Raw genomic sequence first — 21,474 nt, forward strand, 5'->3', positions numbered from 1 at the left:
GATCAAGGGAGAACGATCTTTCGCCGGGCGAGCAACAAGGGGAACGAAAGCCATGCTGAAACGACTGACCACACTTGCCGCCGCCATGCTGGTCTCGACGGCGCTCCATGCAGAGCCCGTCTCGGGCGGGCGCGCCAATGTCGTGATCCAGCCCGAACCGCCAAGCCTTATGATGGGTCTGGTCCAGAACGGCCCGACACAAATGGTCGCCGGCCAGATCTATGAGGGTCTGCTGCGCTACGACGAGAAGCTGCAGCCCATGCCGCAGCTTGCGAAATCGTGGGAAGTTTCCGAGGACGGCCTGACCTATACGTTCAAGCTGCACGACAATGTGAAATGGCATGACGGCGAGCCGTTCACCTCTGCCGACGTGGTGTTCTCCGCCGATGTCTTCCTGCGTGAAACCCATGCGCGCCTGCGCACCTCGCTGGAGCATGTGGAATCCATCACCGCACCCGACGACACCACGGTCGTCTTCAAGCTGAAGCAGCCCTTCGGCCCGTTTCTCGGCATTTTCGAGGCCGGCACGATGCCGATGGTGCCCAAGCACATCTATGAAGGCACGGATTACAAGAACAACCCGGCCAACAACACGCCGATCGGCACCGGGCCTTTCAAGTTCGAAGAGTGGGTGAAGGGTTCGCATATCCTGCTCACCAAGTTCGAGGATTACTATGAGGAGGGCAAACCCTATCTCGACGAGATCTACTGGCATGTGATCCCGGACGCGGCTTCGCGCGCGGTTGCCTATGAGACGGGCGTGGTGGACATTTTGCCCGGCGGCTCGGTGGAGAATTTCGACGTCCAGCGGATCGCTGATATGGAGAACACCTGCATCACCGACAAGGGCTGGGAGTATTTCGGTCCGCTCTCGTGGATGTGGCTCAACAACCGCGAAGGCCCGACGGCCGACAAGCGCTTCCGCCAGGCGGTCATGTATGCGATGGACCGCGACTTCGCCCGCGACGCGCTGTGGAACGGCCTCGGCAAGGTTGCCAAAGGCCCGGTGTCCTCGTCGACGCGTTTCTTCACCGACGACGTGACCGCATATGACCACGACCCGGAGAAGGCCAAGGCCCTGCTCGAAGAGATGGGCTATGACGGCGAGACCGTGCGCCTTCTGCCACTGCCCTATGGCGAAACCTGGCAGCGCTGGGCCGAGGCCGTGAAGCAGAATCTCGGCGAAGTGGGCATCAATGTCGAGATCGTCTCCACCGATGTGGCCGGCTGGAACCAGAAACTGGCCGAGTGGGACTACGACATGGCCTTCACCTATCTCTACCAGTATGGTGATCCGGCACTGGGCGTGGCCCGCACCTATATTTCCACGAACATTGCCAAGGGCTCGCAGTGGAACAATGTGGAAGGCTACGAGAACAAGGAGGTCGACGATCTCTTTGCCAAGGCCGCGGTGGCCGTGACGGCGGAAGAGCGCCAGGAGCTCTACACCGAAGTGCAGCAGAAACTGGTGGACGACGTGCCGGTTGCCTGGCTGCTCGAACTCGGTTTCCCGACGATCTATCGTTGCAATGTGAAGGATCTCGTCACCACGGCCATTGGCGTGAATGACGGCTTCAAGGACGCCTATATCGAAAAATAGGCGACTGCCCGATCCGGGAATGCGCGGGCAAACCGCCCGCGCATCCTCACCTTGAGTCCGATCCTGCAGGGGCCCGATGCTACGCTTCATACTCATGCGCCTGGGCAAGGCGGCGATCATCCTGATCGCCATCCTGACGCTCAACTTCTTCCTGATCCATGCCGCGCCCGGCGATCCCGCTGCGGTGATGGCAGGCGAGGCGGGGGCCGCCGACGCGAAGTTCATCGCGCAGCTTCGCGAGCAGTTCGGCCTCGACAAACCGCTGCTGACCCAGCTCGGGATTTACCTCAAGGGCGTGCTGCAGTTCGATCTCGGCTTTTCCTATCGCCAGCAGATGCCGGTGGCCGATCTCATTCTCGACCGGCTGCCCGCCACGCTGCTTCTGACCATGACGGCCTTCGTCATCTCGCTGGTCCTGGGCACTCTGGCAGGCGTTCTCGCCTCCGCGCGTGTCGGCAAATGGTCGGACACGGCGATCTCCACCCTGGCGCTGCTTTTCTACGCCACGCCGCTCTACTGGGCGGCGCTGATGGCGGTGCTTCTGTTCTCCGTTTATTTCAACTGGCTGCCGGGTTTCGGTTATGAGACGGTGGGGGCGAACTACACCGGCTTGCGCCGCGCGCTCGACATCGGCCAGCATCTCATCCTGCCCGCGACCACGCTCGGCCTCTTCTTCATGGCGGTCTATATGCGCATGACGCGCGCCTCCATGCTCGAAGTCAGCCAACTCGATTTCGTCAAGACTGCGCGGGCCAAGGGGCTGAAGCCCGGCATCATCCAGCGCCGCCACATCTTCCGCAATGCCATGCTGCCGGTGGTGACGCTTGCCGGTCTTCAGGCGGGTCAGCTCGTGGGCGGCGCGGTGCTGACCGAAACCGTGTTCGCATGGCCCGGCATCGGGCGTCTGATGTTCGAGGCGCTCGCCCAGCGCGACTACAATCTGCTTCTTGGCGTGTTCTTCGTGTCCGCCGCCATGGTGCTCCTGTTCAACCTCATCACCGACATTCTCTATCGGTTCGTTGACCCAAGAATCCGGGTGGCATGATGGCTGATTTCTGGAAACGCTTCTCCCGCAATCGTGGCGCCGTGATCGGCCTTGCGATCCTCGCCATCGTCATTCTGGTGGCGCTGCTTGCGCCGCTGATCTTCCCGCAATCGCCGTGGCGCATGGTGCAGCGGCCCTTCCTGCCGCCGTTTGCCATGGACCAGTATCCGTTGGGAACCGACGCGCTTGGCCGTGACGTGATCTCGGGCCTTGCCTATGGGGCGCAGGTCTCGCTTCTGGTCGGTCTCGTCTCGACGGTCGCCGCCCTTCTGATCGGCATCCCCATCGGCGCGCTTGCGGGCTATTTCGGCGGCTGGGTGGACGACGCGCTGATGCGCTTTACCGAATTCTTCCAGACCGTGCCGAGCTTTGCGCTCGCCATCGTTCTGGTGGCGATCTTCCAACCCTCGATCGAATCGATCATCGCGGCAATCGCCATCGTAAGCTGGCCGCCGGTCGCGCGCCTCGTGCGCGGCGAGGTGCTATCGCTGCGCTCGCGCGAATATGTGGAAGCGGCCATTCTTTCGGGCCAGACGAGCCTGACGATCATTCTGCGGCAGGTTCTGCCCAACACGATCTCGCCCATCATCGTGCTTGCCTCGCTGATGGTGGCAACGGCGATCCTTCTGGAATCCTCGCTCTCCTTCCTTGGGCTCGGCGACCCCAACCTCATGTCGTGGGGCTACATGATCGGCGCGGCGCGCACGGTGATCCGGCAGGCCTGGTGGCTTTCCTTCTTCCCCGGCGTTGCCATTCTGCTCACCGTTCTGGCGCTGAACCTGATCGGCGAAGGGCTGAACGATGCGCTCAACCCGCGCCTTGCGCGGCGCGGCAAATAGGAGGGCGCGATGACAGAGCCCGTTCTCAAAATCAGAAACCTGAAGATCGCGCTGCCGGAGGGTGCCGACCGAGACTTTGCCGTCAACGATGTTTCCTATGATCTTCATGCCGGTGAAATTCTCTGCATTGTCGGGGAATCGGGTTCCGGCAAATCCATGTCGGCCAATGCGGCCATGGGGCTTCTGCCCGATCTGGTGCGACCGGTGGGCGGCGAAATCCTCTTCGAGGGCATGGACCTTCTGAAACTCTCGGAAACCGAGATGATGGACCTGCGCGGCAAGAAGATCGCCATGATCTTTCAGGAGCCCATGTCGGCGCTCAACCCGCTGATGCGGGTGGAAGACCAGATCGCCGAAGTGTTCGAGGCGCATGGTCTGCTGACGCCGAAGGAGCGTGCAGCGCGCGCCATCGAACTCCTGACGGAAGTGGGCATTCCCGATCCGGAAAAGGCGGCGCGGGCCTATCCGTTCCAGCTTTCCGGCGGGCAGCGGCAGCGCGTCATGATCGCCATGGCATTGGCGCTCGAACCGCGCATGCTGATCGCCGACGAGCCGACCACCGCGCTCGACGTGACCACGCAGGCGCAGATCCTGGAGCTGATCCGCAATCTGCAGGAAAAGCACGGCATGGCCGTGATGTTCATCACCCATGATTTCGGCGTGGTGGCCGAGATCGCCGACCGCGTGGCGGTGATGCAATATGGCAAGATCGTCGAGGCGGGCACCGCCGACGAGGTTTTGGACAACCCGCAGCATGAATATACGCAAAAGCTGATCGCGGCGATCCCGAAGCTTGCCGCCGAGGCGGGCGAGGAAACGGCGGGAAAGACGCCGATCCTCGAAGTGGAAGGGCTCAACAAGACCTATGTGACCGGCGGTGGTCTGCTCTTTTCCAAGCCGCGTATCGTTCACGCGGTCAACGATGTGAACCTGACGCTCAGCGAGGGCGAGACACTGGGCATTGTCGGCGAATCCGGCTCCGGCAAATCGAGCGTCGGGCGCTGCCTCGTGCGGCTGATGCAGCCCGATTCCGGCACGGTGAAGCTCGCCGGACACGACATGGCGCAGCTCTCCGGCGAGGCGCTGCGCGAGGCGCGCAAATCGATCCAGATGATCTTTCAGGACCCTTACGCCTCGCTCAACCCGCGCTCCAAGGTTGGCCGCATCATCGCCGAGGGGCCGATGGCGCATGGGGTTTCCAAGCAGGAAGCCTATGCGCGCGCGGTGAAACTTCTGGAACTGGTGGACCTCGATGCGCTCGCCATCGACCGCTATCCGCACGAGTTTTCCGGCGGGCAGCGCCAGCGCATCGGCATTGCCCGCGCGCTGGCGCTGGAGCCGCGCGTGATCATTGCTGACGAGGCGGTTTCGGCGCTGGATGTTTCCATTCAGGCGCAGGTGCTCGATCTTCTGGCGGAGCTGAAGGAGCGGCTCAATCTGGCGCTGATCTTCATTACGCACGATCTGCGGGTTGCGGCCCAGATCTGCGACCGCATCGCCGTGATGCAGAAGGGCAGGGTGGTCGAGATGGGGCCGGCGCATGCCATCTTCAACAATCCACAGAGCGACTATACGCGCACCCTGATCGAGGCCATTCCCGGCCGCGAGAAGGAGCTGGCGGCGGCGGGGTGACGCGGTGACGACTGGAGCTCACTTCAGCGCGGTGCGTGCCCATTCCCTCGCCCTTCGACAAGCTCAGGATGAGGGAACGGGCATGGAGAGGCTGACGTCTGTGGCGGCGTCTTGCTGTGGTTGGGTGGTGCGTGCCCGTCCCCTCGCCCTTCGACAGGCTCAGGATGAGGGGAGGGGCATGGAGAGGCTGGCGTCTGTAGTATCGCATATACAAACGCTCGCGCATCCACTGTTAGCACTCATCCAGTTCGCACCTCCACAAGCCCTCATCCTGAGCCTGTCGAAGGGCGAGGGCGGGATGATGCGCGCCATCGCTCACCACTCTCAACACTAATCTGCAGGAACCACCGACGTGGACGAACAACTGGCACAGAAGATCCTCGCAGCGGTCGAGGAAGGCTTTGAAGAACAGATCGGCTTTACCGAAGACCTGATCCGCTTTCCCTCGCTGCGCGGAAAGGAAAAGCCCGCACAGGAATTCGTTCACAAGGCGCTTGAAGCGCGTGGCTACGCGGTCGAAACCTTCCATATCGATGAAGACAAGATCAAGGATCATCCGGGCTTTTCGCCCGTGGCCGTCGATTATTCCGACGCGGTGAACGTGATCGCCACCCACGAGCCGCGTGAAAACAGAGGCCGGTCGCTGATCCTCAACGGCCATATGGATGTGGTGCCGGAAGGCCCGCACGATATGTGGGAGGTTTCGGCACCCTATGAGCCGAAGCGCGAGGGCGACTGGCTTTATGGGCGCGGCGGCGGTGACATGAAGGCCGGCATCGCGGCCAACATTTTCGCGCTCGACGCGCTGCGCCGCATCGGCCTGCAACCGGCGGCGAAAGTGCATGTGCAGAGCGTGGTGGAGGAAGAATGCACCGGCAATGGCGCGCTCGCCTGCCTGGTGGAAGGCTATACGGCGGATGCCGCCATCATTCCCGAGCCGGAAGACGAAATGCTGGTGCGCGCCAACACCGGCGTTTTGTGGTTCGAGGTGAATGTGTCGGGCCACCCCGTGCATGTGCGCGAGGCGGGCACGGGGGCCAACGCCATCGAGGCGAGCTTCCGCGTGATCGAAAGCCTGAAACGCCTGACCGCGGATTGGAACGCCGAGAAGGCGAACTATCCCTATTTCGAGGAGCTCGATCACCCGATCAATTTCAATGTCGGCAAGATCGAGGGTGGAGACTGGGCCTCCACCGTGGCGGCCTGGTGCAAGCTCTCCTGCCGCATCGCCATCTATCCCGATGACGACCCGAAGGATCGGGCAGCGCAGATCGAGGCGCATCTGGCCCGCGAACTGGCCGATGATCCCTTTCTTGGCAATCGCCCGCCCGAGGTGATCTGGAACGGATTTTTCGCGCGCGGCTATGTGCTGGAGGAAGGGACCGATGCCGAAAAGGCGCTGGCCGAAGCGCACCGCGCGGCGACCGCGAGCGAACTGAAAAGTTTCGTCACGCCGGGCTATCTCGATGCGCGGGTGTTCGTGATCTATGCGGGCATGCCGTGCCTCGTCTATGGTCCGATCACCGAGAACATCCACGGGTTCGACGAGCGCGTGAGCCTTTCCTCCATCAAGCGGGTGACGGGCGCGATCGCGCTTTTCATCGCCGACTGGTGCGGCGTGGAACCCATCGATGCGGAGGCCGCAAATGGCTGACGGACGGGTGATCGAGGGGGTTTATCTGAGCACCGCCTTCGATCTGCACGCGCTTTATGGCCATGCGCTGGCACCGCATGCAGGCACGATACGCCTGCGCCATCCGCATGAGATCGACAATCCGGAGGAAATCCGTTTTGCCCTCAGCTGGCGGCCGGCGGATGATGCCTTTGACCCTTATCCGAATCTGCGGCTTGCACATTCCATTGCGGCGGGTGTCGACAGCATCATCAACTGCCCGAGCCTGCCAAAGGATGCGCTGGTGGCGCGCGTGCGCGACCCGGACCAGGGCGACATGCTGGCAGGCTTCGCGGCATGGCATGTGATCTGGCATCATCGCAACATGCGCCATCACATCGTGCATGAGGCAAAGCACGAATGGGCGCGGCTCATCCCGTCCATCATGAAGCCGCCGCGTGAAACGCCGGTGGGCATTCTGGGTTTCGGCCTGATGGGGCGGGCCATCGCCCGCGCGGTGACGGCCATGGGGTTTCCGGTGGTGGCCGCCGCGCGAAACGCGCCGGCGGAAGATGTGCCCGGCGTGCACTTCGAGAGCGGGGAAGGAGCCGCCCAGCGCGTTGCGGAACAGGCCGCCATCCTGATCAACGTTCTGCCGCTGACGGGAGAGACGCGCGGGCTGCTTAATCTCGATTTCTTCAACCGCATGCCGGAAGGCGCCGCACTCATCCAGCTTGGGCGGGGCGAACATCTGGTCGAGGCCGATCTCCTGCGCGCGCTCGACAGCGGGCGCATTGCCTCCGCCTCGCTCGACGTTTTCGACGTGGAGCCGCTGCCCAAAGAGCACCCCTTCTGGGCGGATGAGCGCATTCTCGTCACGCCGCATCAGGCGGGCGATTGCTCGCCGCACACGATGGCCGAACAGCTTGCCAGCGCCGCACAGGCAGTGGTGGCGGGAGACATACCGGAAACGGTGGTCGACAGATCCAACGGATATTGAAGGACGACAATGAAAGCCATTTTCGACGAACGCCAGTTGCGGCACACGCCGGAGCGCTATTTCCGGCGCGGGGCCTATATGCCCCATCCCGAACAGGCTGAACGCGCGATCCTGATCCGCGACATGCTGATTAAAAACGAATTCCCCATCGAGAAACCCCGCGATTTCGGCGACGGGCCGATCAAGGCGGTGCACGATCCGGACTATGTGGATTTCTGGAAGGACGCCTACCAACGCTGGCGCGCGGAGGCGCCGGATCAGGAACCGATCCCCAACTGCCACCCCGGTCCGCGCCGGGGGCGGCCTTCCTCATCCGTTTTCGGCCAGCTCGGCTGGTGGGCGACCGACACGTCGGTTCCGCTGACGGAAGGCACGTGGGATGCCGTCTACTGGTCGGCGCAGACGGCGCTTGAGACCGCCGAGCGCGTGAAGGAAGGCGAACGCATGGTCTATGGCCTGTGCCGCCCGCCGGGACACCATGCGCTTTCCAATGCGTCGAACGGCTTCTGCCTGTTCAACAACGCGGCCATCGCAGCGCAAAGCCTGCGCGAACGCTTCGGCAAGGTGGCGGTGCTCGACATCGACACGCATACGGGCAATGGCACGCTCGACATCTTCTATGATCGCGGCGACGTTTTCGTCTGCTCGCTGCACACGGACCCGGACCTCTACCCGACCTATTATCTCGGCTATGAGGACGAGCGCGGCGAGGGCGAAGGCGAGGGGGCGACGCTCAATCTCTGCCTGAAACCCGGATCGGATACGGAAACGATCCTTGGCCGCTTCCGCGAGGGGCTTTCGGCCATCACCGCCTTTGGCGCGGAGGCGCTGGTGATCTCGCTCGGGCTCGACATGGCGGCGGACGATCCGCTCTCGGAGGTGAAGCTCACGGGCGACGGCTTTGCCACCATGGCGCGCGAGATCGCGGCTCTGGGGCTACCAACGGCGCTGATCCAGGAAGGCGGTTATCTGGGCCCGTCGCTTTCGAGAAATGCGGAGATCTTCCTCACTGCCAGCCGCGAAGCACTGGCGGGCTGAGACAGCTCACGGCGTCATTGCACGCTTTGCGGATCGGGTGCTGGCTGAACCGGAGTGACCGGCCTTGCCAGCGCCCGCTCACGGAACACGATGTAGAGCCCCGCACCCATGGTGATGGCGATGCCGAGTGCGGCCAGCCCATTGGGCAGATCGCGGAAGATGAGCCAGCCAATGACCGTGGCGAACGGGATCTCCAGATACTGGATCGGCGCCACGGTGGCCGATGGCGCAAAGCGCAGCGACCACGTCATGAGAAGGTGGCCGAATGTGCCGAAGAAGCCGGAGGCGATAAGAAGCAGCATTTCCCGCATGTCGGGCTGCACCATGCGCAGTTGCGGCAGGTCGAACCCCAGGTTTAGCATGGCCAAGAAACCAAAGCCGATCATGGCATAGATGCCGCTCACCACCTGAAGCGCGATGGGGTCGGCATCGCGCGAGATCTGGCGCGTCACCAGCATATAGCCGGAGAAGGCGACCGCCACGAGAAGCGGCAGAAGTGCTGGCGCACCGACGGTCAGGAAGCTCGGCTGCACAACGAGCATGGTGCCGACGAAGCCGACCGAACAGGCGGCAAGCCGCCTTGGCCCCACATCCTCGCCCAGAAAGAATTTTCCAAAAGCCAGCATGATGAAGGGCATGACGAAGGCGATGGCCACGGCATCGGCCAGCGGCAGATAGCGCAGCGACATGAACATCGCGCCGATGCCGGCAATGTGGAGCGCCGTGCGCAGCACGGTGAGGCGCATGACGCGGGGAGAAAGAAGCAGCGACTTGCCGCTCCACCACACGACCGGCATAAGAAACACCACCTGCGCGGCAAAACGCACCACCAGCAGCTCGAACAGCGGAATGGTCTCGCCCAACAGTTTTGCGATCGAGTCGCCCAGAGGGGCGACCGCGCAGAACCCGATCATCAAGAGGATGCCGACAAGCGGCCGGTCGTTTGACATTGCGCGACCCTATGGAGCGAAGCCGCGCCGCGCAATGTCACATGGCGGCGAAATGGTACGGCCAGCGAGGGAAATCCTGCGCTGGCCGAGCTGGCCTTATGCGGCCTGTGCCTTCGGGCCGGTCTCGGGCTGGTAGGTGCGACCGAAGCGGTTTGCCAGAAAATCCTCGAGCGCGATGTCTTCCTGCTGGACAAAGCCCTTGGACGGCAGGTTGCCGTTGGCGAGCAGGTCGAGCACGGTGCAGATGCCGGCGGCGGTGGTCTTCTGGATGGCGCTGCGGGCAGTTGGCCCGGCCGGGTCGGCAAACACGCTGTTGGCATAGCTTTCCTGCACCAGCCGGCCATTTTTCAGGCCGGTGATGGTGACGAAGATCACGACCACATCCTGCATGGTGGTGGGCAGCGCGTGCTCGAAAATCTCTTTCAGAAGATCGCGGCGTTCGCTGAGGCGCAGATCGTTCAAGAGCATTTTCATGACCGAGGCATGACCCGGATAGCGGATCGTGCGGTAGTTGAGATTGCGCACACGACCCTTGAGCGATTCGCAGATGGAGCCGAGCCCGCCGGAGGTGTTGAAGGCCTCGTAGCGCACGCCATCGAGCGAGAACTCCTCGTGCCCCTCAAGCGGCGCGACCTCCTTCATCTCGCCATCGACGATGGCCTCGCAAGGCTCGCAATATTCGTTGATGACGCCTTCCGGCGACCAGGTGAGATTGTAGTTGAGCGCATTGGCCGGAAACTGCGGCAGCGCGCCGACCCGCATGCGCACATCGCGCAGCGTGTCGAAACGCTTGGCCAGCGAATTGGCGGCGATGGTGATGAAGCCCGGTGCCAGCCCGCATTGCGGGATGAAGGCCCTCTCGGCGGAAGCAGCGATTTCCTTCACGCGGCGCGTGCTTTTCACGTCCTCGGTGAGGTCGAGATAGTGAACGCCCGCTTCGGCAGCCGCCTCGGCGATGGGCACCGTGAGGTGATAGGGCGCGGCGTTGAGCAGGGCGAACTTGCCCTTGAGCACGGCGGCAAGGGCCTTCGTGTCGGAGAGGTCGACTTCCACGCCGGAGATCTGCGGGTGAGAGGGCAGGACCGCAAGCTGCTCAGCCGACCGGTCGGCGACCGTGACCGTGTAATCGCCCGAGGCGACCAGCATGTCTGCGATGGCGGATCCAATGCGCCCGGCTCCCGTGACAACGATTTCTTTCATCCCGCTCCCTTTCGAATTTGTCTGGCGATTGTATCTGGCGATTCTGCCTGGATGTTTGTCCAGTCTGGCTTTGATCGACGTTGAATCGAAGTATCATTCCGGGTAATTTCACTCACGATTTTATGCATATCGACGAATGGAATTAGCAATATGACGAAAACGGACGCAGACCGGTCGGTGATTGCGCTGTTGCGTGAGAATGCGCGCATGCCGGTGTCGGAGATTGCCCGGCGGCTGGGTGTCTCGCGCTCCACCGCGCAGAGCAGGCTGGAGCGGCTTGAGCGCAGCGGAACGATTGCCGGCTATATGGTGCGGCTTTCGGGGGAATATGATGCAGCACAAATCCGCGCGCATCTTCTCGTGACGGTGTCGCCAAAGCTTTCCGGCGACGTGATTACGGCGATGGAGAAGATGCCCGCCGTGCGCACGGTTCACTCGGTGAGCGGGTCGTTCGACATGATCATCATCGTCGAAGCGCCTTCGGTGGCCGAGCTCGACGCGGTGATCGACACGATCGGCGCGCTGAAGGGCGTTGACCGGACGATGAGCTCGATCATCCTGTCGACGAGAATCGACCGTTAGAGCAATTCCAGGAAAAGTGGGAACCGGTTTTCCGTCCGGAATTGCTGAAAAACAATAAGTTAGAGCGTTTTCGCGATTCAACGAAAAGCGGAAGCGCTCTAAGAGCTTCAGTGATCCGCTGACGCGAAACCGTCATCCCGGAAGTCCGAAGGGCTATCCGGGACCCATTGGAAGAACGCCATGGAGCGCGGCCCGGCAGTGGTCCGGCTGGATGGATGCCGGTGGCGACTTCTGCGGAGATCGGCCTTGCCGCTCAATGGGTCCCGGCTCTCCCTCCGGTCGGCCGGGATGACGTCAAAGTTGCACTGCTACTCCACCGCCATCCGCGCCGCGCCTGCGGGCAATCTCGTAGGCGATGGCTCCGAACACGGTGATCGCGATCATGATGAGCGCCAGCGCATTGACGGCGGGCGTCAGGCCGGTGCGCACCTTGGTGGCGATGTAGACCGTGAGCGGCGTGTCGAAACCGCGCACGAAGAGCGTGGTGTTGTAGTTCTCGATGGATTGGAGAACGGCAAGGAAGCCGGCGGCGATGAGCGCCGGCTTCAGGAAGGGCAAAAGCACGCGGCGGAAGACCATGAATTTCGACGCGCCGAGGCCAAGGGCCGCCTCTTCCTGCGTAGGATCGAAACGCTGGAGGCGCGCCGTGATCATCAGCATCACATAGCAGATGATGAAGCTTGCCTGCGCCACCACGATCAGGAAAACACCGCCCCCGACGCCAAGCTGCCGCCAGAGAACCAACGTGGCGATGCCGATGACCACGCCGGGCGTGAGCAGCGGCGACACCATGACCGCATACATGAAGCTGCGGGCGCGCGCATGCAGGCTGGTGAGAACGAGAGCCGCCGCAGTGCCGATGGGCAGGACGGTGATGACCACGAAGAAAGCGACGATGAAGGAGGTCCACAGCGACTGCCACATGCCGCTGTCGCTCCACAGCGCGTCGAACCATTGCAGCGTCGTGCCGCGCCATGGCGTCACGGTCGGGAAGCGGCTCGTGTTGAACGTGGCGATGCCCATGATGGCGAGCGGCGCGAACAGGTAGAGAAAGAACGCCACCATGTAGAAGCCGAACAAGGCGCGGGCGATGCGGTCGGCGGCACTCATGCACGACCCTCCGGGGCTGGCCGGAGAGGCCGGTGCTGCCCCTCACCTGCCTGCCGGCATCCTCTCCCCGTAAACGGGGCGAGGAAAGGCAATGGGCATCTCGGCGCGTTGCCTTCTCCCCGTGCGCGGGGAGAAGGTGCCCGAAGGGCGGATGAGGGGCAGCGCCCACGCTTGTAGATGGCCACGGCACTCATTTCGCCACCTCCGTCAGGCTCACGCGGGCAATGCGCAGCGTGACGAGCACCACTGCAAGGCACAGAACCAGAAGCACCAGCGCATAAGCGGCACCGCGGTTCCAGTCGCCGCCCTCGAAGAACCAGTTGTAGATGATCTCGGTGAACCAGCGGCTGCCCGGCGCGCCGAGAAGGGCAGGCGCGACATAGCTGCCGGCGGCGAGCATGAAGGTGAAGACGCAGCCCGTGGCGATGCCCGCCTTGGCGTGCGGGATGACCACCCGCCAATGAATGCGCCAGGTGGAAGCGCCGAGATCGCGCGCGGCCTCGATCTGCGATTTGTCGAGCGATTCGATGGCGTTGTAGATCGGGAACAGCATGAACAGGATGTAGGCATAGGTCATGCCGGCCAGCACGCCGCCATCGCCATACCAGCGCACCGGCTCGTCTATGATGCCGAGCGAAAGCAGGAAGGCATTCAGCGGGCCGCGAAACGCGAGCAGGATATACCAGGCGAGCGTGCGCAAGACCTCGTTGATCCAGAACGGAATGGTGAGTGCCAGAAGCACAACCGCCGTCTGGTTCACCGTCGCGTGCTGGGCAAGCCAGAACGCCATCGGATAACACACCAGAAAGGTGATGAAAGCGACAAGCGCGCTCGCCCACACGGTCTTGAAGAAGATCGCGCGGTGAACGCCCTCATTGGCCAGATAGAGAATGTTGTCGAGTGAATAGACATCCTCCGGCCCGCCAAGCTGCGAGGGCGGCAGGTTGGGCCGCAGCGCGTAGTCGATCATCATCACATTGGGCGCGAGCACCATGCCGGCGAGCCACACGCCGACCAGCGCCAGAAACAGCGTGCCGAGGCCACCGCCGAAACGCCTGTAGAGCTCAGACATCGGGCAGGACCACCGCGTTTGTGCTTTCAAAGCCGAAGCCGGATTTTTCGCCGATGGCGGGAGCGCTCGCAAGTTCGGTGCTGGCGATTGAAGCCACCAATGGCGTGCCGTCTTCGGCAACGCCGTGCGCCAGCGCAAAAGCGCCCTCGAAATCGATGCGCTCGATGGTGGCGGCAAGCCGGTTCGCCCCGCCCTTCGGTTTCAGCGCTTCGGGCCGCACATAAAGCTTTGCCGCCACACCGCCTGTAAGCCCGTCACCGGCGCGGCCGGTCAAGGTTCCATGGGCGGTTTCCACCGTGGCGATGCCGTTGTCGATGCCCTTCACCGTGCAGGAGAGCGCATTTGTTTCGCCAACGAAGGTGGCGACGAAGGGCGTGGCCGGATTGTCGTAAAGCTCGCGCGGTGCGCCCACCTGCTGAACCACGCCGGCGCTCATCACCGCAACGCGGTCCGACATGGCGAGCGCCTCGGACTGGTCGTGCGTGATGTAGATGAAGGTGACGCCGGTGCGCTTTTGCAGGGCGCGAAGCTCTGCGCGCATGTGCTGGCGCAGCTTCAAATCGAGCGCCGATAAGGGCTCATCGAGCAGCAGCACCTGCGGCTCGACCGCGAGCGCGCGGGCAATGGCAACGCGCTGGCGCTGGCCGCCGGAAAGTTCGCCGGGCATACGGTCGCCATAGCCTTCAAGCGCGATCAGCTTCAGGAGTTCGTCGGCCTTCTTGCGGCGCTCGGCCTTCGAGACGCCGCGCGCCTCCAGCCCGAAGGCGATGTTTTCCCACACGGGCATCAGGGGAAAGAGCGCAAGCGACTGAAAGATCATCGCCGTCGGGCGCTGGTTTGGCCCCAGCGGTGTCATGTCCTGCCCGCCGATCAGGATGCGGCCTTCGGTCGGGTTCAGGAAACCGGCAATGACGCGCAGGAGCGTGGTCTTGCCACAGCCGGATGGCCCGAGAATGGAGAAGAACTCCCCGCCTTCAACCGTGAAGGAGACATCGTCCACAGCGCGGGTGGTGCCGAATGTAACGCCGACATGATCGAGCTCTACGGAATGTGACATGGTCCTCCCCCGGGATCCCCCGGTGTTTTGTGGGCTTTCGCAAGGATTGTCCGGCGGCGCCCGCCCCTCATCCGCCTGCCGGCACCTTCTCCGCGCAAGCGGGGAGAAGGAAGATGGCCGCAACGTCTATGCCCCCTCTCCCCGCGTGCGGGGAGAGGGTAAGGGTGAGGGGCGAGCGCCGTCAGTTCATCCAGTTTCCTCAGGCCGAGAGGAAACGGTCCTGATATTCGTTGCGCTTGGCGACGAACCAGCTTTCCTGGATCGGCCACCACCACAGCTTGTCCAGCGCGTCGCCCGGATAGGCGGCGGCGAAGAATGCCTTGGCGTCGTCGGATGTCATGTCGGCGGCACCCACGGCGGTGGAGTTGATCGAGGTCGCGTTGGTGTACATGGCGCCGGCTTCCGGCGTCAGGAACCAGTTGATGAAGGCATAGGCCTGGTCGAGGTTTTCCGCACCCTTCGGGATCGCCACGCCTTCCATCCACGCCAGCGCGCCTTCCTTCGGCGCGATGAAGCCGATGGGCAGGCCTTCCTTGGAAAGCGCTGCGGCGGTTGAATCCCAGGTCTGGCCGATGGCGCAGCCATTGACGCGGAAGGCACCCTGCGCCTCGTTCTCGTTGGACCAGAACTGCGCGATGTTGGCCTTGCGGGCAATCGCCTCCTCGAGAATCACGTCGTAGATCTTGACCATGTTCTCTTCGGATTTGAAGGCATCGGTCATCGGCATGGGCAGCTTGCCCTCGCCTTCGAGCCAGAGGCCAAGGCCAACGAGGCCCGAATGGCCGCGCACCGTGGCCTTGCTCTTCATTTCCGGCTTCCAGATGTCGCCATAGGATGCGGTGCCATATTCGAGCGGCGCCTGATCCTTGTCGAAGGAAACGGCTTCCGTGCCCCAGTCGGTGGGCACCTGATAGCGCTTGCCGTCGATCACCGCGCCAAGGTTTGCGGAATTCGTCCAGGCGCTCGGCAGGCAGTTGTCGACGTTAACCTTGCTCTCGTCGATGGGCTGCACGAGCTCGAACTCGACATAGTTGGGCACGCGGTCGACCGTCGGCCAGATGATGTCGAACCCGCCCCCATTGTTGGCGCGGAGCTGGTTCAAGAGCTCGTCATTGGTGCCGTAGGGCGTGTAATTCGCCTTGATGCCGGTCTCTTTTTCGAAGGCGGCGAGCATCTCGTCGTTCAGATAGCCGGCCCAGGCGAAGATGTTCACCGAGCCGGAGGAGCCCTGCGCATAGCTGCGCGAAATGAACGGCGCGGCCAGCGAAAGGCCAGCCATCGAGGCAGCGCCCTTGATGAAGTTGCGGCGTTTGATCAATGTCATGGAAAGCACTCCCCTGATTTCTGCGTTGAGATCGCAGGCGTTATTCCCGCTATGTTACAGCGCGATGACCGGGCGGCAACAAAAAACGTCGAAAACGTTGAGGATGCCAAAAATCAGGAGATCGAGAGGCTCTCCGCGACCTCCTTTAGAGCCGCAAGCGCGGTTTCCACATCCGCGGCCTGCGTGTCTTCCAACTGTTCGAAATAGGGGCAGGTGAGCACCGCCATGGCATCGCCGGAGGGGCCGAAAACCGGCACGGAAATATCTCGAACCCCAACGAGCTGAAGACTGTCGCCGATACGGTATCCGCGTGTGCGCACATCGTCCAGAGAAGGCTCCATGGCCGTGAGATGGCGCACCCGGTCTGCACCGCCCCAGATGGCAAGCGTCTCGTTGCGCCGGTCCGGGCTCTGGAATGCAAGCAGGGTCTGGCCCGAACCTGTGTTGAGCAGATCGAGTTGGGCGCCCGGGCGCAGCCGAAACTCCCAGTTGGCGGGGCTGCTGGCCTGCGCCACGACGATGGCATAGCCGCGCTCCGGCGCCACGAGATGCACCGACTGATGCGTCCTGCGCGCAAAGCCGTCCATCAGTGGCAAGGCACGGGCGGCAAGCCGACGCAGCGGCGGATGCTGGCTGCCGAGCATGAACAGCTTCATCGTCAGCGCATAGCGATCACCCTCGATGGAGCGGCTCACATAGTCGCGCGCCACCAGGCGCTCGAGCATGCGGTAAATCTCGCTTGGGCCGCGGCCCATTTCCTTGACAATCTCGGCGCGGGTCAGTCCGTTGGGCTGGCGGGAAAGCAGTTCGAGAATATCGAGCCCCTTGTCCAGCGCAGGGGCGCGGTAGCGCTCTTCCGTGGTCTTCCTGCTGCTCACCTTCTCGCCCTCCGGTCCGGTGCATTGACGGGGAATCGTCTCTCTTGTCAACTTTGATATTGCAATGATCTTTCATATATGAATAGACTATTCGTATATAAACGATGATGGAGCTGTGGCTCAATAGGGAGGAGGTCATCGTATGCGACTTGAAGGAAAGCGGATTCTGATATCCGCCGCCGCTCAGGGTATTGGTCGTGCCAGCGCGCTTGCCTGTGCCGCCGAAGGAGCGTCGGTCATCGCCGTCGACATCAATGAAAAGGGGCTTGCCTCGCTGGCTGCTGAAAACAGCGCCATAGAGACGCACCGGCTGGATGTGTGCGACCGCACCACCATCGATGCGCTGGCTCAGAAAGCAGGAAAGCTCGACGGGCTTTTCAATTGCGCCGGCTTTGTTCACCACGGAACGATCCTCGACGTGACGGAAGAGGACTGGGCCTTCAGCACCGACCTCAACATCACCTCCATGTATCGCATGACACAGGCTTTCCTGCCCGGCATGCTGGAAAGGGCAGAGGAGACGGGCAGCGTTTCCGTTCTCAACATGGCCTCCATGGCCTCTTCCATCAAAGGCTTCGTCAACCGGGCCGTCTATGGCGCGACCAAGGCAGCCGTGATCGGACTGACCAAGTCGATCGCCGCCGATTTCGTGAAGCAGGGGGTGCGCTGCAATGCGCTCTGCCCCGGCACGGTCGACACGCCCTCGCTGCGCGGGCGCATCGCCTCCGCCCCCGATCCGGTGCAGGCGGAAAAGGATTTCATCGCGCGCCAGCCCATGGGGCGGCTCGCCACTGTGGACGACATGACACCGATGGTGCTCTATCTCCTTTCGGATGAAAGCCGCTTTGTCACCGGGCAGGCGATGCTCGTCGATGGCGGCGTGACGATCTGAGGATCGCGCGATGGCAACGGCGTCCACGAGCATGACGACCGAAGCCGGCAAAAATGAAATCCGGCCGGTCGTTTCCATGCGCGGCATCGAAAAGCGCTTTCCAGGCGTGCATGCGCTCAGGGATGTGCGCTTCGAGCTGATGCCCGGTGAGGTCCACGCGCTGATGGGAGAGAATGGCGCGGGAAAGTCCACGCTGATGAAAATTCTCTCCGGCATCTACCCGAAGGATGAGGGCGAGGTGCTGATCGACGGCCAGCCGGTCGAGATCGAGAGCCCGCGCGCCGCGCAGGATCTGGGCATCAGCATCATTCATCAGGAACTCAGCCTGATGAATGATCTGACCGCGGCCCAGAACATCTTCATCGGCCGCGAGCCGCGCCTGCGCTTCGGCAGGCTGGACGAGACCGCACTCAATCGCCAGACGGCGGAAATCTTCGCCTCCATGAACCTGAAGCTCGACCCAAGGGTGCAGGTGGGCGGGCTTACCATCGCCAAACAGCAGATGGTGGAGATTGCCAAGGCGCTCTCCTTCCATTCGCGCGTGCTGATCATGGACGAGCCGACAGCCGCCCTGAACAATGCCGAGATCGAGGAACTGTTCGTCATCATCCGCCGGCTGAAGGCGGAAGGTGTCGGCATCATCTACATTTCGCACAAGATGGATGAGCTGAAACGCATTGCCGACCGGGTGACGGTGATGCGCGACGGGCAATATGTGGACACGGTTTCCGCCACCGACACACCGGTGAGCGAGATCATTTCCATGATGGTGGGGCGGGCGCTGACCGACAGTGCCCTCAAGGTGCCCGACCTTGAAGACGCACCTGTCGCGCTGGAAGTGAAGGGGCTCACGCGCGGACGCGAAATCCGCAAAGTCAGTTTCTCGGTTCGCCAGGGAGAGATCCTCGGCTTTGCCGGGTTGATGGGGGCAGGCCGCACGGAAGTGGCGCGGGCGATCTTCGGCGCTGACCCGCGTGAGGCCGGTGAGATCATCGTCAACGGCACACCGGTTGATATCCGCACGCCCGCCGATGCGGTCGCCGCCGGCATTGGCTACCTCTCCGAAGACCGCAAGCATTTCGGCCTTGCGGTGGGCATGGATGTCCGCGCCAATGTCGCCATGGCGAGCCTGGAGCGCTTTACCGGCAGGCTCGGCGCGCTCGACGAGGCGGGCATGCGCGATGCTGCGCGCGGCTATATCCAGCAGCTCGACATCCGCACCCCTTCCGACCGGCAGGAGGTGCGCCTTCTCTCCGGCGGGAACCAGCAGAAGGTGGTCATCGCCAAATGGCTTCTGCGCGACTGCGACATCCTGATCTTCGATGAGCCGACACGCGGCATCGATGTCGGCGCGAAGAGCGAAATCTACAAACTGTTGAATGCGCTGGCGGCGCAGGGACGGGCGATCATCGTGATCTCGTCCGAACTGCCGGAAGTGCTGCGGCTCAGCCACCGCATTGCCGTCATGTGCGAGGGGCGGCTGACAGGCTTTCTGCCGGGAGGGGCGGAAACCAGCCAGGAAGACATCATGCGCCTTGCCACAGAACGCGAGAGTGCCATGGAACCGGTGGGAGGAGAAGAATGAGCACCGTGGAAGCCACTCCGCAGGCCGGCTTTGCCGCACGGCTTCTGCAGGCGGGCGCGCACCAGAAACTGCTGGCCTTCATGAGCCTGATCATACTCCTGATCGGCTTTTCGCTGGCTTCGCCCAACTTCATGCAGACCTCGAACATCATCGCCATTCTGCAGGCGACCTCGGTGAACGGGGTTCTGGCCATTGCGGCCACGCTCGTCATCATCACCGGCGGCATCGACCTTTCGGTCGGCACGCTGATGACTTTTTGCGCGGTCATCGCGGGTGTCGTCCTCACCTATTGGGGCCTGCCGCTGCCTCTCGGCATTCTCGCGGCCATTGGTGCCGGTGCGCTGTGCGGGCTCACCTCGGGCACTTTCGTCGCCAAGATGAAGATCCCGCCCTTCATTGCAACGCTCGGCATGATGTTGATGCTCAAGGGGCTGTCGCTCGTCATATCCGGCACGCGGCCGATCTATTTCAACGACACGCCGGGCTTTACCGAGATCTCTCGCGGGTCGCTGATCGGCGAGGTCATCCCCGCCCTGCCGATCCCCAATGGCGTGCTGATCCTGTTTCTCGTGGCCATTGCCGCGAGCTACATTCTGGGCCGCACCGTGCTCGGGCGCTACACTTTTGCACTGGGTTCCAACGAGGAATCGGTGCGCCTTTCCGGTGTCAACACGGATGCGTGGAAGATGGCGGTCTATGCGCTGGCCGGCGGCATATGCGGCATTGCCGGCCTGCTCATCGCCTCGCGCCTCAATTCCGCGCAGCCCGCTCTTGGTCTCGGCTACGAGCTTGAGGCGATTGCCGCCGTCGTCATCGGCGGAACCTCGCTTGCCGGCGGGCGCGGCACGATCCTCGGCACGCTGATCGGCGCCTTGATCATGGCGGTTCTGGCCAATGGCCTGCGCATCCTCTCGGTGGCGCAGGAGTGGCAGACCGTGGTGACGGGCGCGATCATCATTCTCGCCGTCTATGCCGACATGATGCGCAAGCGGCGCATGGGATGAGTTTCAACACAAAGAGGGCGGCAAACGCCCCGGGTTTCGACCAGATGAGTGAGTGTGAACAAGAAACCGGAGGAGGAAACATGTTCACGAGACGCGCAATGCTGGGCGCCATCAGCGCCGTAGCCCTCGTCGCAAGCGGTATGGCCGCTTCGGCGCAGGACAAGATGTATATCCCGCTGATCTCGAAAGGGTTCCAGCACCAGTTCTGGCAGGCCGTGAAGGCCGGCGCCGACAAGGCCGCGGCAGAGCTGGACGTGGAGGTCACCTTCGAGGGGCCGGACAATGAAACCATGGTCGACCGCCAAATCGACATGCTGGCGGCGGCCCTTGCCAAGAAGCCGGCAGCACTCGGCTTTGCCGCCCTCGACAGCCAGGCGGCCATTCCGCTTCTGAAACAGGCGGATGAGGCGGGCATTCCCGTGATCGCCTTTGACTCCGGTGTCGACAGCGACATCCCGAAGGCGACGGCCTCGACCGACAATCTGGCCGCAGCCGCCCTTGCCGCCGACAAGATGGCAGAGCTGATCGGCGGGGCTGGGCAGGTTGCCGTGGTCGCCCACGACCAGACGAGCCGCACCGGCATCGACCGGCGCGACGGTTTCGTCAATCAGGTGAAGGAGAAATATCCGGACATCGAGATCGTCACCATCCAGTATGGCGGCGGCGATCACCTGCAGTCGACGGAGATCACCAAGTCCATCCTTCAGGCCAATCCGGATCTGAAGGGCATTTTCGGCACCAATGAAGGCTCCGCCATCGGCGTGGTCAATGGTGTGCGCGAGATGGATCGCTCCAATGTCGTGATCATCGGCTACGATTCCGGTGCGCAGCAGAAGGAAGCGATCCGCGAAGGCCTGATGGCCGGTGCGATCACGCAGAACCCGGTGGGCATCGGTTACGAGACGGTCAAGGCCGCCGTGGCCGCCGCCAAGGGCGAAGAGGTGCCGGCTTCCATCGATACCGGCTTCTACTATTACGACAAGACCAACATCGACGATCCGGAAATCGCAGCCGTTCTTTACGACTGATCCGGGATCGCCAATCGCTCCGGGGA

General features: G+C 62.8%; 19 protein-coding genes. 12 read left to right on the plus strand and 7 right to left on the minus strand.

Going from position 1 to position 21,474, the window contains the following annotated elements; translation table 11 throughout:
- Positions 1–52 precede the first annotated feature (52 nt).
- The 7 genes from H7H48_RS19290 (at position 53) to H7H48_RS19320 (ending at position 8,766) form a co-directional block, all read left to right on the plus strand.
- Entirely contained in the window at positions 53–1,600 is a 1,548-nt protein-coding gene (locus H7H48_RS19290) for an ABC transporter substrate-binding protein (protein ID WP_229450770.1), read from the plus strand.
- A gap of 76 nt (positions 1,601–1,676) precedes the next feature.
- The gene (locus H7H48_RS19295) at positions 1,677–2,645 is read left to right on the plus strand and encodes an ABC transporter permease (protein WP_229450771.1); all 969 of its coding nucleotides are present in this window, start codon (positions 1,677–1,679) and stop codon (positions 2,643–2,645) included.
- Complete coding sequence (locus tag H7H48_RS19300; RefSeq protein ID WP_229450772.1) at positions 2,645–3,484, plus strand: ABC transporter permease; 840 nt, start codon at positions 2,645–2,647, stop codon at positions 3,482–3,484. Before H7H48_RS19295 ends, H7H48_RS19300 begins: the two co-directional genes overlap by 1 nt.
- Positions 3,485–3,493: 9 nt before the next feature.
- A complete protein-coding gene (locus H7H48_RS19305; RefSeq protein ID WP_229450773.1) occupies positions 3,494–5,116 on the plus strand; it encodes an ABC transporter ATP-binding protein in 1,623 nt (540 codons plus the stop codon).
- 352 nt (positions 5,117–5,468) lie between these two features.
- Complete coding sequence (locus H7H48_RS19310; protein WP_229450774.1) at positions 5,469–6,770, plus strand: ArgE/DapE family deacylase; 1,302 nt, start codon at positions 5,469–5,471, stop codon at positions 6,768–6,770.
- Complete coding sequence (locus H7H48_RS19315) at positions 6,763–7,728, plus strand: NAD(P)-dependent oxidoreductase (RefSeq protein WP_229450775.1); 966 nt, start codon at positions 6,763–6,765, stop codon at positions 7,726–7,728. The genes H7H48_RS19310 and H7H48_RS19315 overlap by 8 nt, the downstream gene beginning before the upstream one ends.
- A 9-nt stretch (positions 7,729–7,737) precedes the next feature.
- Complete coding sequence (locus H7H48_RS19320; protein WP_229450776.1) at positions 7,738–8,766, plus strand: histone deacetylase family protein; 1,029 nt, start codon at positions 7,738–7,740, stop codon at positions 8,764–8,766.
- 14 nt (positions 8,767–8,780) lie between these two features.
- On the opposite strand, the gene H7H48_RS19325 is transcribed toward H7H48_RS19320, so the two are convergent.
- Both H7H48_RS19325 and H7H48_RS19330 read right to left on the minus strand, forming a co-directional pair.
- A complete protein-coding gene (locus H7H48_RS19325; protein ID WP_229450777.1) occupies positions 8,781–9,716 on the minus strand; it encodes a DMT family transporter in 936 nt (311 codons plus the stop codon).
- A gap of 96 nt (positions 9,717–9,812) precedes the next feature.
- Positions 9,813–10,916 (minus strand): saccharopine dehydrogenase family protein, encoded by a 1,104-nt coding sequence (locus tag H7H48_RS19330; RefSeq protein WP_229450778.1) that lies wholly within the window; start codon positions 10,914–10,916, stop codon positions 9,813–9,815.
- A gap of 150 nt (positions 10,917–11,066) precedes the next feature.
- Here H7H48_RS19330 and H7H48_RS19335 point away from each other — a divergent pair, with 150 nt between their 5' ends.
- Positions 11,067–11,498 (plus strand): Lrp/AsnC family transcriptional regulator, encoded by a 432-nt coding sequence (locus H7H48_RS19335; protein WP_229450779.1) that lies wholly within the window; start codon positions 11,067–11,069, stop codon positions 11,496–11,498.
- A 294-nt stretch (positions 11,499–11,792) separates the two neighbouring features.
- Here the strand turns inward: H7H48_RS19335 and H7H48_RS19340 are convergent, their stop codons facing one another.
- The 5 genes from H7H48_RS19340 to H7H48_RS19360 all read right to left on the minus strand — a co-directional run bounded on the left by H7H48_RS19340 (position 11,793) and on the right by H7H48_RS19360 (position 16,939).
- Positions 11,793–12,608, minus strand: coding sequence for an ABC transporter permease (locus H7H48_RS19340; protein ID WP_229450780.1), 816 nt, complete (start codon positions 12,606–12,608; stop codon positions 11,793–11,795).
- A 190-nt stretch (positions 12,609–12,798) separates the two neighbouring features.
- Positions 12,799–13,680, minus strand: a complete 882-nt coding sequence (locus H7H48_RS19345) for an ABC transporter permease (protein WP_229450781.1) — start codon at positions 13,678–13,680, stop codon at positions 12,799–12,801.
- Positions 13,673–14,737, minus strand: coding sequence for an ABC transporter ATP-binding protein (locus tag H7H48_RS19350; protein ID WP_229450782.1), 1,065 nt, complete (start codon positions 14,735–14,737; stop codon positions 13,673–13,675). The genes H7H48_RS19345 and H7H48_RS19350 overlap by 8 nt, the downstream gene beginning before the upstream one ends.
- A 199-nt stretch (positions 14,738–14,936) precedes the next feature.
- Positions 14,937–16,061, minus strand: a complete 1,125-nt coding sequence (locus H7H48_RS19355; protein ID WP_229450783.1) for an extracellular solute-binding protein — start codon at positions 16,059–16,061, stop codon at positions 14,937–14,939.
- A gap of 113 nt (positions 16,062–16,174) precedes the next feature.
- Positions 16,175–16,939, minus strand: coding sequence for an IclR family transcriptional regulator (locus tag H7H48_RS19360; RefSeq protein WP_229450784.1), 765 nt, complete (start codon positions 16,937–16,939; stop codon positions 16,175–16,177).
- A 142-nt stretch (positions 16,940–17,081) separates the two neighbouring features.
- Between H7H48_RS19360 and H7H48_RS19365 the strand changes: the two genes are divergently transcribed.
- The 4 genes from H7H48_RS19365 to H7H48_RS19380 all read left to right on the plus strand — a co-directional run bounded on the left by H7H48_RS19365 (position 17,082) and on the right by H7H48_RS19380 (position 21,448).
- Positions 17,082–17,831, plus strand: a complete 750-nt coding sequence (locus H7H48_RS19365) for an SDR family oxidoreductase (RefSeq protein ID WP_229450785.1) — start codon at positions 17,082–17,084, stop codon at positions 17,829–17,831.
- A gap of 10 nt (positions 17,832–17,841) precedes the next feature.
- Positions 17,842–19,416, plus strand: a complete 1,575-nt coding sequence (locus H7H48_RS19370; RefSeq protein WP_229450786.1) for a sugar ABC transporter ATP-binding protein — start codon at positions 17,842–17,844, stop codon at positions 19,414–19,416.
- A complete protein-coding gene (locus H7H48_RS19375; RefSeq protein ID WP_229450787.1) occupies positions 19,413–20,420 on the plus strand; it encodes an ABC transporter permease in 1,008 nt (335 codons plus the stop codon). The genes H7H48_RS19370 and H7H48_RS19375 overlap by 4 nt, the downstream gene beginning before the upstream one ends.
- A gap of 80 nt (positions 20,421–20,500) precedes the next feature.
- The gene (locus H7H48_RS19380) at positions 20,501–21,448 is read left to right on the plus strand and encodes an ABC transporter substrate-binding protein (protein WP_229450788.1); all 948 of its coding nucleotides are present in this window, start codon (positions 20,501–20,503) and stop codon (positions 21,446–21,448) included.
- Positions 21,449–21,474 lie beyond the last annotated feature (26 nt).

Source organism: Nitratireductor sp. B36, from assembly GCF_020833685.1.
Lineage (GTDB): Bacteria > Pseudomonadota > Alphaproteobacteria > Rhizobiales > Rhizobiaceae > Nitratireductor.

What these genes read in the sequence shown, in the direction of transcription:
- H7H48_RS19290 (WP_229450770.1), top strand. Translation starts at nt 53, where the DNA reads ATGCTGAAACGACTGACCACACTTGCCGCCGCCATGCTGGTCTCGACG.
- H7H48_RS19295 (WP_229450771.1), top strand. Translation starts at nt 1,677, where the DNA reads ATGCTACGCTTCATACTCATGCGCCTGGGCAAGGCGGCGATCATCCTG.
- H7H48_RS19300 (WP_229450772.1), top strand. Translation starts at nt 2,645, where the DNA reads ATGGCTGATTTCTGGAAACGCTTCTCCCGCAATCGTGGCGCCGTGATC.
- H7H48_RS19305 (WP_229450773.1), top strand. Translation starts at nt 3,494, where the DNA reads ATGACAGAGCCCGTTCTCAAAATCAGAAACCTGAAGATCGCGCTGCCG.
- H7H48_RS19315 (WP_229450775.1), top strand. Translation starts at nt 6,763, where the DNA reads ATGGCTGACGGACGGGTGATCGAGGGGGTTTATCTGAGCACCGCCTTC.
- H7H48_RS19320 (WP_229450776.1), top strand. Translation starts at nt 7,738, where the DNA reads ATGAAAGCCATTTTCGACGAACGCCAGTTGCGGCACACGCCGGAGCGC.
- H7H48_RS19325 (WP_229450777.1), bottom strand. Translation starts at nt 9,716, where the DNA reads ATGTCAAACGACCGGCCGCTTGTCGGCATCCTCTTGATGATCGGGTTC.
- H7H48_RS19330 (WP_229450778.1), bottom strand. Translation starts at nt 10,916, where the DNA reads ATGAAAGAAATCGTTGTCACGGGAGCCGGGCGCATTGGATCCGCCATC.
- H7H48_RS19335 (WP_229450779.1), top strand. Translation starts at nt 11,067, where the DNA reads ATGACGAAAACGGACGCAGACCGGTCGGTGATTGCGCTGTTGCGTGAG.
- H7H48_RS19340 (WP_229450780.1), bottom strand. Translation starts at nt 12,608, where the DNA reads ATGAGTGCCGCCGACCGCATCGCCCGCGCCTTGTTCGGCTTCTACATG.
- H7H48_RS19345 (WP_229450781.1), bottom strand. Translation starts at nt 13,680, where the DNA reads ATGTCTGAGCTCTACAGGCGTTTCGGCGGTGGCCTCGGCACGCTGTTT.
- H7H48_RS19350 (WP_229450782.1), bottom strand. Translation starts at nt 14,737, where the DNA reads ATGTCACATTCCGTAGAGCTCGATCATGTCGGCGTTACATTCGGCACC.
- H7H48_RS19355 (WP_229450783.1), bottom strand. Translation starts at nt 16,061, where the DNA reads ATGACATTGATCAAACGCCGCAACTTCATCAAGGGCGCTGCCTCGATG.
- H7H48_RS19365 (WP_229450785.1), top strand. Translation starts at nt 17,082, where the DNA reads ATGCGACTTGAAGGAAAGCGGATTCTGATATCCGCCGCCGCTCAGGGT.
- H7H48_RS19370 (WP_229450786.1), top strand. Translation starts at nt 17,842, where the DNA reads ATGGCAACGGCGTCCACGAGCATGACGACCGAAGCCGGCAAAAATGAA.
- H7H48_RS19375 (WP_229450787.1), top strand. Translation starts at nt 19,413, where the DNA reads ATGAGCACCGTGGAAGCCACTCCGCAGGCCGGCTTTGCCGCACGGCTT.
- H7H48_RS19380 (WP_229450788.1), top strand. Translation starts at nt 20,501, where the DNA reads ATGTTCACGAGACGCGCAATGCTGGGCGCCATCAGCGCCGTAGCCCTC.